The 12,854-nt window shown below is 52.2% G+C and carries 10 protein-coding genes and 1 tRNA gene; 5 read left to right on the forward strand and 6 right to left on the reverse strand.

Features of this window, described 5'->3' with window-relative positions:
• Positions 1-95: 95 nt before the first annotated feature.
• From DW133_RS06960 to DW133_RS06970, 3 genes are read right to left on the reverse strand one after another with little or no spacing between them, the layout of a single operon-like run.
• Positions 96-1,520 carry a flavocytochrome c gene (locus DW133_RS06960; protein WP_118275930.1) on the reverse strand — a complete coding sequence of 475 codons (1,425 nt, stop codon included), beginning with the start codon at positions 1,518-1,520 and terminating at the stop codon, positions 96-98.
• Positions 1,517-2,155, reverse strand: coding sequence for a response regulator transcription factor (locus DW133_RS06965; RefSeq protein ID WP_118275931.1), 639 nt, complete (start codon positions 2,153-2,155; stop codon positions 1,517-1,519). The genes DW133_RS06960 and DW133_RS06965 overlap by 4 nt, the downstream gene beginning before the upstream one ends.
• 10 nt (positions 2,156-2,165) lie before the next feature.
• Positions 2,166-3,968 carry a sensor histidine kinase gene (locus DW133_RS06970; RefSeq protein WP_158571143.1) on the reverse strand — a complete coding sequence of 601 codons (1,803 nt, stop codon included), beginning with the start codon at positions 3,966-3,968 and terminating at the stop codon, positions 2,166-2,168.
• A 155-nt stretch (positions 3,969-4,123) separates the two neighbouring features.
• Between DW133_RS06970 and aroD the strand changes: the two genes are divergently transcribed.
• Both aroD and DW133_RS06980 read left to right on the forward strand, forming a co-directional pair.
• Positions 4,124-5,056: a type I 3-dehydroquinate dehydratase gene (aroD, locus tag DW133_RS06975; RefSeq protein ID WP_233542141.1), complete on the forward strand. Its 933-nt coding sequence runs from the start codon at positions 4,124-4,126 to the stop codon at positions 5,054-5,056.
• Positions 5,057-5,132: 76 nt separating this feature from the next.
• A complete protein-coding gene (locus tag DW133_RS06980; protein ID WP_118275933.1) occupies positions 5,133-6,941 on the forward strand; it encodes an FAD-binding protein in 1,809 nt (602 codons plus the stop codon).
• A 207-nt stretch (positions 6,942-7,148) separates the two neighbouring features.
• On the opposite strand, the gene DW133_RS06985 is transcribed toward DW133_RS06980, so the two are convergent.
• A tRNA-Glu gene (locus tag DW133_RS06985) sits at positions 7,149-7,224 on the reverse strand.
• A gap of 122 nt (positions 7,225-7,346) precedes the next feature.
• On the reverse strand, positions 7,347-8,519 hold the full coding sequence (locus tag DW133_RS06990) for a class I SAM-dependent RNA methyltransferase (RefSeq protein WP_118275934.1): 1,173 nt from the start codon (positions 8,517-8,519) through the stop codon (positions 7,347-7,349).
• Between the two features lie 323 nt (positions 8,520-8,842).
• Between DW133_RS06990 and DW133_RS06995 the strand changes: the two genes are divergently transcribed.
• Positions 8,843-10,153 (forward strand): Na+/H+ antiporter family protein, encoded by a 1,311-nt coding sequence (locus DW133_RS06995; RefSeq protein WP_118275935.1) that lies wholly within the window; start codon positions 8,843-8,845, stop codon positions 10,151-10,153.
• A gap of 65 nt (positions 10,154-10,218) precedes the next feature.
• On the opposite strand, the gene DW133_RS07000 is transcribed toward DW133_RS06995, so the two are convergent.
• Positions 10,219-10,431, reverse strand: a complete 213-nt coding sequence (locus DW133_RS07000; protein ID WP_118275936.1) for a 4-oxalocrotonate tautomerase family protein — start codon at positions 10,429-10,431, stop codon at positions 10,219-10,221.
• Between the two features lie 318 nt (positions 10,432-10,749).
• Here DW133_RS07000 and DW133_RS07005 point away from each other — a divergent pair, with 318 nt between their 5' ends.
• Together DW133_RS07005 and DW133_RS07010 are read left to right on the forward strand one after the other, a co-directional pair.
• Entirely contained in the window at positions 10,750-11,940 is a 1,191-nt protein-coding gene (locus DW133_RS07005) for a porin (protein WP_118275937.1), read from the forward strand.
• 346 nt (positions 11,941-12,286) lie between these two features.
• The gene (locus tag DW133_RS07010) at positions 12,287-12,778 is read left to right on the forward strand and encodes a hypothetical protein (protein WP_147408895.1); all 492 of its coding nucleotides are present in this window, start codon (positions 12,287-12,289) and stop codon (positions 12,776-12,778) included.
• Positions 12,779-12,854 lie beyond the last annotated feature (76 nt).

The following is a 12,854-nucleotide window of genomic DNA, read 5'->3' on the forward strand; positions in this document are numbered from 1 at the left end:
AGTTTCGCCCAATTGAAGCAAGCCTCCGTTGCAATTGCTGTAGCGGAGGCTTTTCGCATGATCTTCAGAAAAGTCAAGCCAAAACGAAGCTTATTTCAGACAAGGTTCGCCTTTGCCTGTAAAGCGTACCGTGCTCCGGATTTGCCGGCTTCCCGACCAAACACAAAGCAGTCGGTAATGGAGCATCCTCCCAACCGATCCTTTCCGTGCACTCCTCCGGTTGTCTCTCCGGCTGCGTACAGACCGCCGATGGGAATGCCCTGAGCATTGAGTACTCTGGCATGTTCATCGATTCTCAAACCACCACAACAGTAGTGCACATACAATCGTTCTTTTCCATAAAAGTAGGGAGGCTTATTAATCTCTTGGGTAAACATGTTTTTACCGAAATCTTCGTCAATGCCCTTGCGAGCAAAACTGTTGTATCGCTCCAAAGTCTGACGCAACGTATTCTTGTCGACTCCCATCCCAGCAGCCATTTCCTCAACGGTATTTGCTACCGACACAATTCCGTTCATGATCTTTGAACTTCGACTCGCACCCTGAATCGACTGTGAATCTGTGATAACCCAGCACTGTTCATTCGGCAGTTTGCGGATAGCCGTACTGATCTCGTTCCATGACGAGCCTTCGTTGACAAATCGCCTTCCCTGTGCGTCCACGTAGATATCGGCGCCGACATAGTCTGTCAATCGCCCTCCCCAAAAGGGAATCACCATGATGCAATCCATATCCACCAAAGCGGCTCCCAGTTGCGCTCCCATCTTAATGCCGTCGCCAGTAGCACAATCTGTACCGGTGAAATATGGATTGGCCGTCGTCGGGTAGCGAGCATCCAGCCAAGGCACATATCGGCTGCGCATGGCAACGTTGCCGCCGTAGCCGCCGGTCGCCAGAATGACTGTGGGGGCCTCAAATTCCACTGACTGCGATTCGGATTGCACGACCAAGCCTACGATGCGGTTATCCGAGCCGGTTTTAATCTGCATCGCACGAGTCGAAAAGCGAACCTCCACACCCAAGGAACGAGCACGTTTATTTAGCGTCGTAATGTAGTCGTATCCAGCACGTACAGCGCTCGATATGTAGCTTCTGGGTGCTAAACCCGCCAAAGTCTGAAAAACATTGTCTTCCCAACGCAGCCCCATGGAGGCGAGCCATTCAATGATGTCAGCGGACTCGTATACTAGCTTTCTCTGTAGCGCTTCGTTCCCTCGACCGTCAGCAAGCCTACGCATACCTTCCAGCATGGTGTGCGCCGACGCTTCATAGTCTTTTTGCGACACATTTTTACGACTCAGAGCACTGACATAACCGGTGGAAACCATAGTATGACCACCGAGTGTTGTTTCCTTTTCGAGTACCAGTACACGACGCGCGCCATTTTCAGCCGCCGATACCGCTGCCGAGAGTCCCGCCGCACCGGAACCAACAACAATAACGTCGTAGGAATGATCAACACTGCCGGCATAAGCAACTTTGGCTGCCAGAAGTCCTAAAAGCAATTTTCGCCGCTTCATACCGCTCTCTCGCCTGATTTGAGTTTGATCTCGAAAATCGTGAAAAGTCGGGTGAGTTCCGCACTCGTATTGGCTGCAAGCTTAGCCATTGCATTGGCACGATGCATCTTGACCGTCGTCTCTTCGATGCCGAGTTTTCGGGCAATTTCTTTATTGCGAAGACCTTCGGAAACGAGTTTGGCAATTTCAAGTTCTCGGTGAGAAAGCTTGTCGATCCGCTCGACCAGCTTTTGAAGCTGTTCATATTCGTTGGTCTGTTGGATGCTCAAAGCAACGGCTTTGGTCACCCTTGCAAGCAAGCGCTGCGGTTCCACCGGTTTTTCCAGAAAATCAACCGCTCCGTGGCGCATGGTGTGTACGGCCATTTCAATGTCGCCGTGGGCAGACAGAAAAATGATCGGCAACTGACAGTTTCGCTTTTCAAGTTCCTGCTGAAGTTCTAAACCAGTCATGGCTGGCATACGAACGTCCAAAAGCAAACACCCCGGCCGTTCCAATGCATCTTCGGAAAGAAATTCAGGAGCACTAGCATACGTAATGACTTCCCAGCCCAGCGTTTCAATCAGCATCTTTTGTGACGCCGCGAATTCGTCGTCATCATCAACGATGCGGATAAGAACAGTCGTATCTGTCATGCCGCGAACCTCAGAATTTTTCAAAAATGACAGTAAACTTCACGCCGCATGGGATGAGCCGGTCGATCTGGATATGCGCCGAGTGGGCATCGGCAATACTGCGTACGATGGCCAACCCCAAACCCAGACCTTCGGCTGTTGTGGAATCACAAACGTCCGACAACTGCTTGAACTGCTCGTCCGTCAACGCGGGTCCGGAGTCTGCTACCGAAACATACACGCATTTGTCGTCGGTATGCGTGCGTACCTCGATATTTCCGTTGTTTTTGCGAACTGCTCGACCGGCGTTTTTCAGCAGGTTCAAAAAGAGAATCTCTATTTCAAGTGCTTCAGCATTGATCCTCGCGTCCGGATCAGAGAGCATCACCGAAATTTTGGGCGTACTGTCGGCGTAGTGTGCAAAACTATCGACAGCGCGTTTGACAAGGTCGCCGACCTTGCAAAGCTTGTGCTGCGAATTGGGCCGCTTGACGTAGGATCGAACGCGATCCACGATCTGAGCAATACGGTGGGCCTCACGATTGACGGCATCCGTGACATCGGCAAGCTTGGACTCGTCCTTCGCTCCCGATTCAATAGCCATCTGCAGCACGGCGCAATAATTGATGATCGCTCCCAATGGCTGCTTCAAATCATGAGCAATGACCGAACTCATTTGCGAAACCAGGGCATAACGCTCCATATTGTGCAGTCTGTGATTAAGTCCTCTCACCTCCTCAAGCATTCGTCCCTTTTCTTCAACGAGGTCATTGAGTTTGGCCGTGCGAATCTTGACCAATCGATAAAGACGAAGTTCGCTGAGAGTTAGAAATGCCAGCAAGCACAAGACGATGGTGATTTCGCTCGAAAACCGCTTCAAAATCCCTTCAAAAGACCAATCCTTCAGATAAGCGTAGGGACCGATTTTCAGCGCCTTAAACAATCGGTTGATACTATCGAAGCGACCGACAACCTGCCAGGAAAAAGAAGTATTGTCTTTTTCTGTAATGCCACTGCCGTTAATCTTTTCCCGCATTTGCAACAGAGCAATGCTGATTTGCTTGAGCGTTTCAGGATCGAGATTTTCATTGACTGAACCGAAAATCTGGTCCGGATATAAGTGGGTCGAATGCGAGCAGGAAAAGCCCGGCGTACGGCGGGCGTTCAGAACTTTTAGTTTACCCGCCTCAATCAGGCCTCGTTGCTCGGCCACCTCCAGTTGGCAGGTACTCAGGACACCGGCATCGCTACGGCCGGACAACACGGAGCCGACAACTTCCGGAATCTGATAAGTCTCAAAATCAATGCGAGAAAAGAAAGAGTCCGCCTCATGCCCTTGGGCGGCAAGTTCCCCGGCAAAAGCTAACCAGCCCCCTAGAGAGTCCGGAAGAGAAGCACTGATAGTTTTGCCTTTCAAATCTGCAATGTGATTGATGTCAGCTCTCGTTTTGAGCGCAATGACAGCCGAACCCAGAGATCGATTGGCGTCTTTGGCAAAACTGCTTTTGCGTACAGCCAGAGGATGCGCACTGATTGATGAACTCAGCGTAACAAACACATCGCTCGGAGCAATCACGAAGTCCGGTCTCGTGCGAAACAGATCGTCAACAGCTTTATATGCAGCGATATCAACCGTCCGAAATGAAATGTTCGGCAATGTCTTTTTTAGATAATCCAATGTTGGCGTAAGAACCTCTGCCCTGAACCCCGGCTCATTGTTATTGACCAGGCCGATGAGCACGCTTCGTTCGACTGCGTCTTGGCTTGAAACCGGCGAAGCGACAAGCAATGCCGCCAACGCTGCCGCCGCACAAAAGGACTTGACCGTATGCATATTGGTCATTCTAAGGGAGACAGATGTCTTTTCACTACCTCCTTTTTGAGGTAGTTCGAAACTGACAAGGCGCCTACCATAAGAGCTGTGAAAAAGAAGTTGGAAGCCTAATTGGTTCAGCTTCCAATTGCCTCCATTAAAAAAGGAGAAACAAAATGATGGATCGCCGCGATTTGATCAAGACCGGTTTAACCGGCATGATGGCCGGCCTAGTGGCTCCGACGATGGCCTCGACCGTCCTTGCACCTGATGCCAAGATGATGCCGGTCGACACTCGCAATGGCCGCAACGGCTGGAAGACGCCCGCTCGCCGTGTCGTGCAGATTAAGAAATGCCGCATCGGTGAAGGTTCTCCGAAGATCATTGCTTCCACCACAGCCAAAACACCGGAGTCCTTCCTTAAGATCATGAAGGACTATGCAGCTATGCCCGAACTGGATGCCATCGAAATGCGTCCCGACTACATCGGTGAAATTTCCGGAAAGGAATTTGCCGATCTTTCGCGTGAAGCATACAAATTGGCCGGCGACAAACCCGTTCTGATGACCTTCCGCGACAAAACCGAAGGAGGTGGTCGTCACGTCAGCGATGACTGGTACGGCCAGTTCTATGATGCCGTACTCGACAACGGCTCCGTCGACTGGTTTGATATTGAACAGTTCCGCGATATCGAAGTTTGCCGTCACATCATGAAGAAAGGCAAAGCCAAGGGCAAGGTCATGATGTTCTCGGACCACGAATTCGGTTGGACCCCCTCCGAAGATGAAATCATACGTCGTCTGCTGTTTCAGGAAAAGGAAGGCAGTGACATCCTGAAGCTGGCCGTAATGGCTCATAACACCGGTGATGCTCTGCGTCTGATGAGCGCCACTTGGAAAGTGCGCAATTACTACAGCGATCGTCCGATGCTCACGATGGCCATGGGACGCTGGGGCGTGCTGTCCCGTTGTACAGGTGAATTCACTGGCTCGGATCTTTCGTTTGCTATGGTGGGCGGCATCCCGTCCGCACCGGGGCAGATTCCATACAAAGATCTGAAAGTTGTACACGACGTCTTGCATAATGCCATGTATCCGAAGGGAAAGTAACTCCTCTTCTCTAGGGACTTAATGTTGTCGCTTTCGGTTTAACCGAAAGCGGCAACGAGCCTGAAAAAGGAACAATATGATTCGCACAACTTTAATCACAGCCGCTGTGGCCATGGCGTTAGGCGCCACTGGTTCGGCATGGGCTGCCGGATACAAAGCCGGCACCTATCAGGCCTCGGCTCAGGGCATGGGTGGTCCGGTGAAAGTCGAAGTCGAGTTCACGAGTTCGGCGATTAAAGCCGTCCGCATTGTCGGAACCACAAAGGAAACTCCGGGCATCGGTACGACTGCTCTTGAAAAATTACCACCTTTGATCGTTGAAAACCAAAGCCTTGGCATTGACGCCATCACGGGCGCCAGCAAATCTTCTTCGGCAGTTCTCACGGCTGTGGCTGACTGTGTCCGTCAAGCCGGCGGAGATCCCAAGGCACTGATGGCTGTTCCGGTCAAGAAGTCCGGTAAAGCCGCTTCCAAGACCATTGAAACCGATCTGGCCATTGTCGGTGCCGGCGGTGCTGGTCAAGTGGCTACCTTGAGAGCATCAAGTCTCGGCAAGAAAGTCGTTTTGATTGAAAAGATGCCCTTTGTGGGCGGCGCAGCAGCCATCAACGGTGGCACGGTCGTCATTCAGGGTTCCAAGATTCAAAAAGAACTTGGCGTGAAAGACGACACTCCTGAGATCATGCGTCAGGACCTTTTGAAGAACGGTCACAATCTCAACGACCGCTCCAAGCTTGACCTCTATGTCAACCATGTCGGTCCGACGATCGACTGGCTGTTGGATCAAGGGTTGGTTCTCGATACTAAAGCCGGTTTTACAAACGAAGCAGAATATTCCAAGCCTCGTTGCATTCGCTGGCTGGGCGGCGCTCCCGCCAACATGAAACGCATGCACGAACTAGTGCAGAAAACCAACGCTCAGGTCTTTACCGGCACGAGAGCCGAAGAGCTGATTGTTGAAAACGGCGCCGTGGTGGGCGTAAAAGCTGTCAGCAACGACGGAACGACCTACACGATCAAGTCCAAGGCCGTGTTGTTGTCAACGGGCGGCTTCGGTTACGCCAAGGATATGCTGACTGGCGCCTTGAAACAGTCTTTGTACTACGGGCCTGTTTCCTCCACGGGCGACGGCCACAAAATGGCCAAAGCCGTCGGCGCAAAACTTCAGCTGATGGAATACGGCAAGATCTATCCCAATGGCGTGGAAGTGGCCCCCGGCATCGCCAAGTCGACAATTTGGGCCAACAAAAACGCCTTTGAAAAAGGATCCGGCATTCTGGTTGCCAAAAACGGCAAGCGCGTCATAAGTGAAACCGCATCAAACAATGCCATCAAACAGGTTGAGCTCAAGCAGCCCGATTCGACGCTCTACATTCTGATGGATAAGCCTACATACGATGGCTTCGTCCAGGGGTTGTACATCGGCGGCATTACCGGTGGTGAAGTCGATTCCTGGATTGCCAAAGACGGCAAGGGAACTCCTAAGTTTGTGAAGGCCGATACCATTGAAGCGGCCGCCGCTAAAATCGGCATCGACGGCAAGGCTCTCAAGCAAGAAGTGGTTCGCTATAACAGCTTTGTCAAGGCGGGCAAAGATGCTGACTTTGATCGTCCGGCTAAGTTCATGACCAGAGCAGTAGTCGAACAGGGCCCCTACTTCATCATCGAGCAACAGCCTCGCTTTGCGACCACGATGGGCGGTGTTGTGACCAACGACTCGTTCAACGTACTCGATACGAATGGCAAACCTATCAAGGGGTTGTTCGCAGCAGGTGAAATTGTTGGCGGCGCCATGGGCGACGACTCGCCTCCCGGCGGCAATATGGGCTGGGCAGTTACTTCCGGCAAGCTTGCTGCCGAAGGTGCTGTGAACTCTATGAAGTAAGTTTTCTCTTCTCTCTAGACGATTGCTTGCGCCTTTCTGCCTTCGGGCAGCTGGGCGCAAGTTGTTTTCTGAATCGAACGAGCGTTCGGAGCTGACACCGACATCAGACAAAGGGACTCGGAAATGGCAATAAAAAACCGCGAACCCTTAATCCTTCCAGGCTTTCGCGGTGACCTTCGACATTCAACGGTGTCGTCCGTGTTGTTTTGGCGTCCCCATGGGGATTCGAACCCCAGTTCTAACCGTGAGAGGGTCATGTCCTAGGCCTCTAGACGATGGGGACGAGAGGCTTTCACTTGAGAGGCTCCATTGTACGACCTGACAAGAAAATTTCAAGTCGTTTTGCAATCAAAAGCCGACCAAACATCCTGTGCTTGATCGGCCTGATTGTTTCGGAAAACTTCGTCAGTGCTTGTCTCGGAAGCTACCAGACACCAAATTGAATTCAAAGAAACGGCATTCCAACGGACCGTTGAATAGCGGCGTCTTCTTGCTTTCCTTCAGACGCATCTGACGCGGCAGATTGCGGTCGCTCGTAAGAAAGCGTGCCGTCCAGCCCGAGAAGTTGTGCTTCAGGTTGTCGGCCACATCCTTCATCATGGACGCTACCGTCGCGCTCTTCGGATTGGACTGTTCGCCGTAGGGCGGATTGGCCACAATGAGGCCGGCCGGTGCGGGCGGCGTTACCTGACGAGCGTCGCACTGGGTAAACGTAAGGCGTCCGTCGTCAATCAATGCGCCAAGTCCTGCGCGGCGGGCATTCTGTTCTGCCTTACCGACCACAATAGTGCTGATGTCGCTTGCGGCAATTCTCACTTTTGTGTGCATGTTGACTCGGGCTTTGGCTTCTTCAAGTTCTTCCTGCCAAATGTCACGCTCAAAGCCAGCGAAGTTTTCAAACAGGAACTTGCGCTTAAGACCGGGGGCCACTCCGCAGGCGGCAAGTGCAGCCTCGATGGCAATCGTGCCGGAACCGCAGAACGGATCCACGAGCGGCGTATCAGCACTCCAGTCTGCAAGCATCAGAAGACCGGAAGCCAAGTTTTCCTTGAGCGGCGCTTCGCCCTTGTCCGTACGCCAGCCGCGCTTGAAAAGCGCTTCACCGCACAAGTCGAGATAGAACGTGCAGTGCGTGTCATCGGCAAAAGCAAACACGCGGATTTCAGGATGCGCCGTGTCCACGCTCGGACGTCGGTCCATGAAGTGCATGAAACGATCGCAAATGCCGTCCTTGATGCGCAACAGGGTGAAGTCGAGGCTGCGTAAGGGAGAGCGACGGGCATTGATATCCACGCGAATCGTTGCGTCGGGACCAAACCAGTTTTCCCACTTCGTGCGGCAGGCAAAGTTGTAGATGTCTTCTTCGTCTTGATAGTCCGATACGCCCACGCGCATCAAAATGCGGCTCGCCGTGCGGCAGTAAAGGCAAGCACGCTGTGCCATGAGCATCGAGCAAGTGAACGTGACGGCTCCTCGTTGAACGCGAAGGCCGGTGATGCCGATGGCTTCGAGTTCCTGAGCGCACAGCTCTTCAAGCCCCAAGGGCACGACAACATAGAAATGAGTGGGATTTTTCATTGAATCAGAAGTTCCGCCGCTTTCGCGGAAATTGACCGCTTTCGGTAATTGTCCGCCGACGAATAGAGAATGGAATAGTGTTCGTGCGAATTGTAAGGAAAAACGGTCTCTTCATGGCAAAAAACGGCTGATTTCCACTCCGAAACAGCGTTGTTCAACAGCATAAAGACCTCTAGGCAAAAGGCTGTAGAGCGCGCCAAATCTCTTTCCTTGGCACTATCAAATGCGGTAGTATCCGTTGAAACAAATTAAAACAATGAAGCTCTGGCAAGCTTTTCTTCGCCACAGTTCCCCTCTTTCAAAAATCCAAACGAGGCTCCCTGATGGACTTGCTCTTTAACCCCATCATCTTGTCGGTGTTGGTACTTTGCGTACTCTGCCTGGTCAAAGTCAACGTTCTTGTCGCGCTTATCCTTGCGGCCATCACCGCCGGCCTGTCGGGCGGCATTGACATCGGTAAAACGATGACGCTTTTGGCCGACGGCTTTTCCGCCAACGCCACCACCGCGCTTTCCTACATCCTGCTGGGTACCTTTGCCGTTGCCATTGCGCACACAGGCTTAATGCAAGTGCTTGTTTCCTGGATTTCCAAACATCTGGGGTCTCGTCCGGCGGTTTTCTGTCTCGTTTTGGCCGCCATTGCCTGCTTGTCACAGAACGTGGTGCCGGTGCATATTGCCTTCATTCCGCTGTTGATTCCGCCGCTGCTCTATCTGATGAACAAGATGCAGCTTGACCGCCGAGCGGTGGCTTGTTCGCTCAGCTTTGGCCTGAAGGCTCCCTACATCACGCTGCCCGTTGGTTTCGGTCTGATCTTCCAGGGCATCGTCGCTGACAGCATGACTCAAAGCGGCATGAAGACCACGGTGTCGGACGTCGCTTCCGTCAACTGGATTCTCGGTGCGTCCATGTTGATCGGTCTGCTGATTGCTGTCTTTGTGCTCTATCGTAAACCGCGTCACTACGAAGATCGCCCGGTCATCGGCATGGAAACCAAGGCCGAGGAAATCAAGAAGTTTGAACTCAAGCACTGGGCGACGCTTCTGGCCATTGTTCTGGCCGTTGTGGTTCAGCTCATTTGGCAGTCTCTGCCGCTAGCCGCTTTGATCGGTCTTCTGGTCATGATTCTCGGTCGCGCCTTCCTTTTCCGTGAATTGGACGATCACATCGCCGGCGGCATCTCCATGATGGGCTTTATCGCCTTTGTGATGCTCATCGCGGGTGGTTATGCAGCCATTCTCAAGGAAACAGGCGCTGTTAATGAACTGATTCAGAGCGTAGTTCCCTATCTGCACTCCAACAAGATTCTGGCTGCCACCATCATTACCGGAATCGGTCTTATTGTGACGATGGGCATCGGCACATCTTTCGGTACCGTGCCGATCCTGGCTGTGATCTACGTGCCGCTGTGCTCCGCTGTGGGTTTCTCGCTTCCTGCCACCATTCTTCTGATGTCAGCTGCCGGTGCTCTGGGCGATGCCGGTTCTCCTGCCTCCGACACCACACTCGGCCCCACGAGCGGTCTGAATGCCGACGGTCAGCATGACCACATTTGGGACACTTGCGTACCGACCTTCATTGCCTACAACATCCCGTTGATGATTGCTGGCATTGTCGGGGCTCAGTTTCTGTAAACAGGAAACCAGCTAATTCTTCCTGACGGGCGGTCTTTTCGGATCGCCCGTCTTGTTTTCAAGTGTTAGGCCTTCTTTTCCGAGCGCAGCTGTTTGACGGTTTTACCGTTGATGCCGTAGTTGGTCATCGGCACCTCATCGATGATGACCACCAGATGCGTCGTGTCCTTGCCAAGCACATCGGCGATGAGTTTGGTAACCCCCGCGATAAGCTGTTCCTTTTGCTCAGGAGTCGGCGCTTCGCAGTCGCCGGTGAGTTTGATGTTGATGTAAGGCATGGTTTGTTCCTTTGATTGAATGGAGCAATCTTCGCACTGAAGCCTTGGTTAATTCGATTAAGGATGCGAGGCCAACGCGAGATCAGGGCCGTTAACCGCAATTTTTCCCTATAGGTGTTGTAAAAAAGCATCACATCCATTTGAGGCTTGCTTTTGAATTTGAGAGTTACGCAATTCGGAGTGAGAATGCTCGCACCCTTTCGGAACAAAGGGTGATTGGGCCTTCGGGCATGTTGCGGTTCCTTGCAGGCTTGCAACGCTTAAATCCCGGGCCTTTTTGATCAAAAAGATCCCCTATCTTTATAGGAACAAATCAAAATGAAAAAGACTCTTGCTGCAGTTGCCGTTCTTGGCGCTTTTGCCGGTTCTGCTCTCGCTGCTGATGTTCAGCTCTACGGTATCGTTGACACGGGCTTGCAGTACGTGCATGGCGACACCGATTCTACGTCTGCCAATAGTGACTTTGATTCCTTCTCGATGGAATCCGGTATGGCTTCCGGCTCCCGCTTCGGTTTTAAGGGCACGGAAGACCTCGGTAACGGTCTGACGGTTGGTTTCATTCTGGAAGACGGCATCAAGTCCGACACCGGTGTTGACGACGACGTGTTGTTCAATCGTGAATCTAGCCTCTTCCTGCAGGGTGGTTTCGGTAAGGTTGCTTTCGGCCGTATCGGTTCCTTCAACGGTGGCGTGAGCTCCTGGGCCAAGTACGGTGTGATGTCCGTCTTTGGCACATCCTGGGGTGACTACTCCGCTCAGGCTGGTACTTGGGCCATGGGCGCCGGTATGTGGAACAACATGATTGCCTATGAAACCCCGAGCTTCGCCGGCTTCAAGGTGTTTGCTCAGTACGGCATGGGTAATCAGGTAGACGGTGTCGATGAGAACGGAAAGGCCGGTAAGTTTGGTGAAGAAAACGAATCCTCGAGTGACCGCTACTATGCTATCGGTGCCTCTTACAACAACGGTCCTTTGAGCTTGTACTTCGCAGTTGATTCCATCAACTATGCTTCTGTCACCATGGAGCAGGCAGGTGAATCCATCAAGGATCAGGATGACAGCCTGACCGTGACCTTCGGCGGCAACTATGACTTCGAAGTTGTCAAGCTCTACGCTGGTGCTCAGTACTTTGACGAGATCAAGACCAGCAAGATGAAAGGCATTATTCAGGACGTTGAAGCCTTCAATAACGGCACGGATAAATTTGCAAGCCGTATGAAGGGCTGGAGTCTTGGTGTTTCCGCTGGTATCCCGGCAGCAGGTGGCACCGTCATGGTTGGCGCCGCCTATCTGGATGCTGAAGCTGCTGACAGCGTTGATGCTGGTCACAAGGATGATGAGCTTTCTCGCTGGATCATCTCTGCAGGTTACGACTATCCGTTCTCCAAGCGTACCGATGTCTACGGCGTTGTGACCTACAACCAGGACAACCTGAAGTTTACGGGCGATCATGCTGATCAGGATCCGTACATGTTCGGTGTGATGGTTGGCCTGCGTCATCGCTTCTAATCAGCCCTTTAGCTTGATTACAGCGCGCTCAGCGTATAGCTGAACACTAAGCCCTCTGAAAGATCGGAACCTTCCGAAGCCTCAGAGGGCTTTTTGTACCAGTTCAAATTTCACTCGTTTGATGTCAAATTTGCAGTGCTCATTTTTTAGGCATATCACAAAATTTATTACAAATCAGTGACCGAGAGGTCGAACACCCACACTTATTCACAAAACCTGTGAAGAACCACCTCCTTATCCACAACGATAGGAATTGTTAAGCAACAACGCTTTGCAAATCCAAGCATCAACTCCTCATAGCGGCCTCTACAATTGAGGGTAACGTTCCTTCCCGCAAAGGCAAGCCATGCGCACACCGATTCTTTCTGCCGCACTAGCGACTCTGTTCTTAAGCGGTTGTTCAACAACCGTGATCTTTGAAAGCGACTTGGAAGGTGCCGAGGTCACGACGGTTGCCGGCCAGAAGTACGGAATGACACCCGTTTCCGTGTCCTTTTCCAACGATGATCTGGATGCCTCTCGCGGACCGGACGGTTGTGCACGTATTCTTGGCGTAACCTATACGTGGCCTTCGGGCGCCAAGGTCGCCTCTCCCAATCCGATCGTGCTCTGCGGTGACGGTTATCAATTCCGTTATGTCATGAAGCGTCCTACTGATGCTCCTGGCATTGAAAAAGATTTGCAAAACGCTCTTCAGCTCTCGAAGAGACGCGAAGCACAGTTGCAAGCTGAGTTGGAAACCGAGCGTCTCTACAACGATCGCTTCATGTGGGGGCCGTTTATGTGGGGACCGATGATGATGCCTCCTCCCCCGCCTCCGCCTCGTCCCCATCGTTGATAATTTGTCCCTCATTTAACAGAGCGGAAATGAGTCACTGTGGCTAGAATGGCTCCACTTTGAATTTTTTGTTTTT

The sequence above is a fragment of the Sutterella sp. AM11-39 genome, assembly GCF_003472385.1.
GTDB classification, from domain to species: domain Bacteria; phylum Pseudomonadota; class Gammaproteobacteria; order Burkholderiales; family Burkholderiaceae_F; genus Duodenibacillus; species Duodenibacillus intestinigallinarum.

What these genes read in the sequence shown, in the direction of transcription:
- DW133_RS06960 (WP_118275930.1), bottom strand. Translation starts at nt 1,520, where the DNA reads ATGAAGCGGCGAAAATTGCTTTTAGGACTTCTGGCAGCCAAAGTTGCT.
- DW133_RS06965 (WP_118275931.1), bottom strand. Translation starts at nt 2,155, where the DNA reads ATGACAGATACGACTGTTCTTATCCGCATCGTTGATGATGACGACGAA.
- DW133_RS06970 (WP_158571143.1), bottom strand. Translation starts at nt 3,968, where the DNA reads ATGCATACGGTCAAGTCCTTTTGTGCGGCGGCAGCGTTGGCGGCATTG.
- aroD (WP_233542141.1), top strand. Translation starts at nt 4,124, where the DNA reads ATGATGGATCGCCGCGATTTGATCAAGACCGGTTTAACCGGCATGATG.
- DW133_RS06980 (WP_118275933.1), top strand. Translation starts at nt 5,133, where the DNA reads ATGATTCGCACAACTTTAATCACAGCCGCTGTGGCCATGGCGTTAGGC.
- DW133_RS06990 (WP_118275934.1), bottom strand. Translation starts at nt 8,519, where the DNA reads ATGAAAAATCCCACTCATTTCTATGTTGTCGTGCCCTTGGGGCTTGAA.
- DW133_RS06995 (WP_118275935.1), top strand. Translation starts at nt 8,843, where the DNA reads ATGGACTTGCTCTTTAACCCCATCATCTTGTCGGTGTTGGTACTTTGC.
- DW133_RS07000 (WP_118275936.1), bottom strand. Translation starts at nt 10,431, where the DNA reads ATGCCTTACATCAACATCAAACTCACCGGCGACTGCGAAGCGCCGACT.
- DW133_RS07005 (WP_118275937.1), top strand. Translation starts at nt 10,750, where the DNA reads ATGAAAAAGACTCTTGCTGCAGTTGCCGTTCTTGGCGCTTTTGCCGGT.
- DW133_RS07010 (WP_147408895.1), top strand. Translation starts at nt 12,287, where the DNA reads ATGCGCACACCGATTCTTTCTGCCGCACTAGCGACTCTGTTCTTAAGC.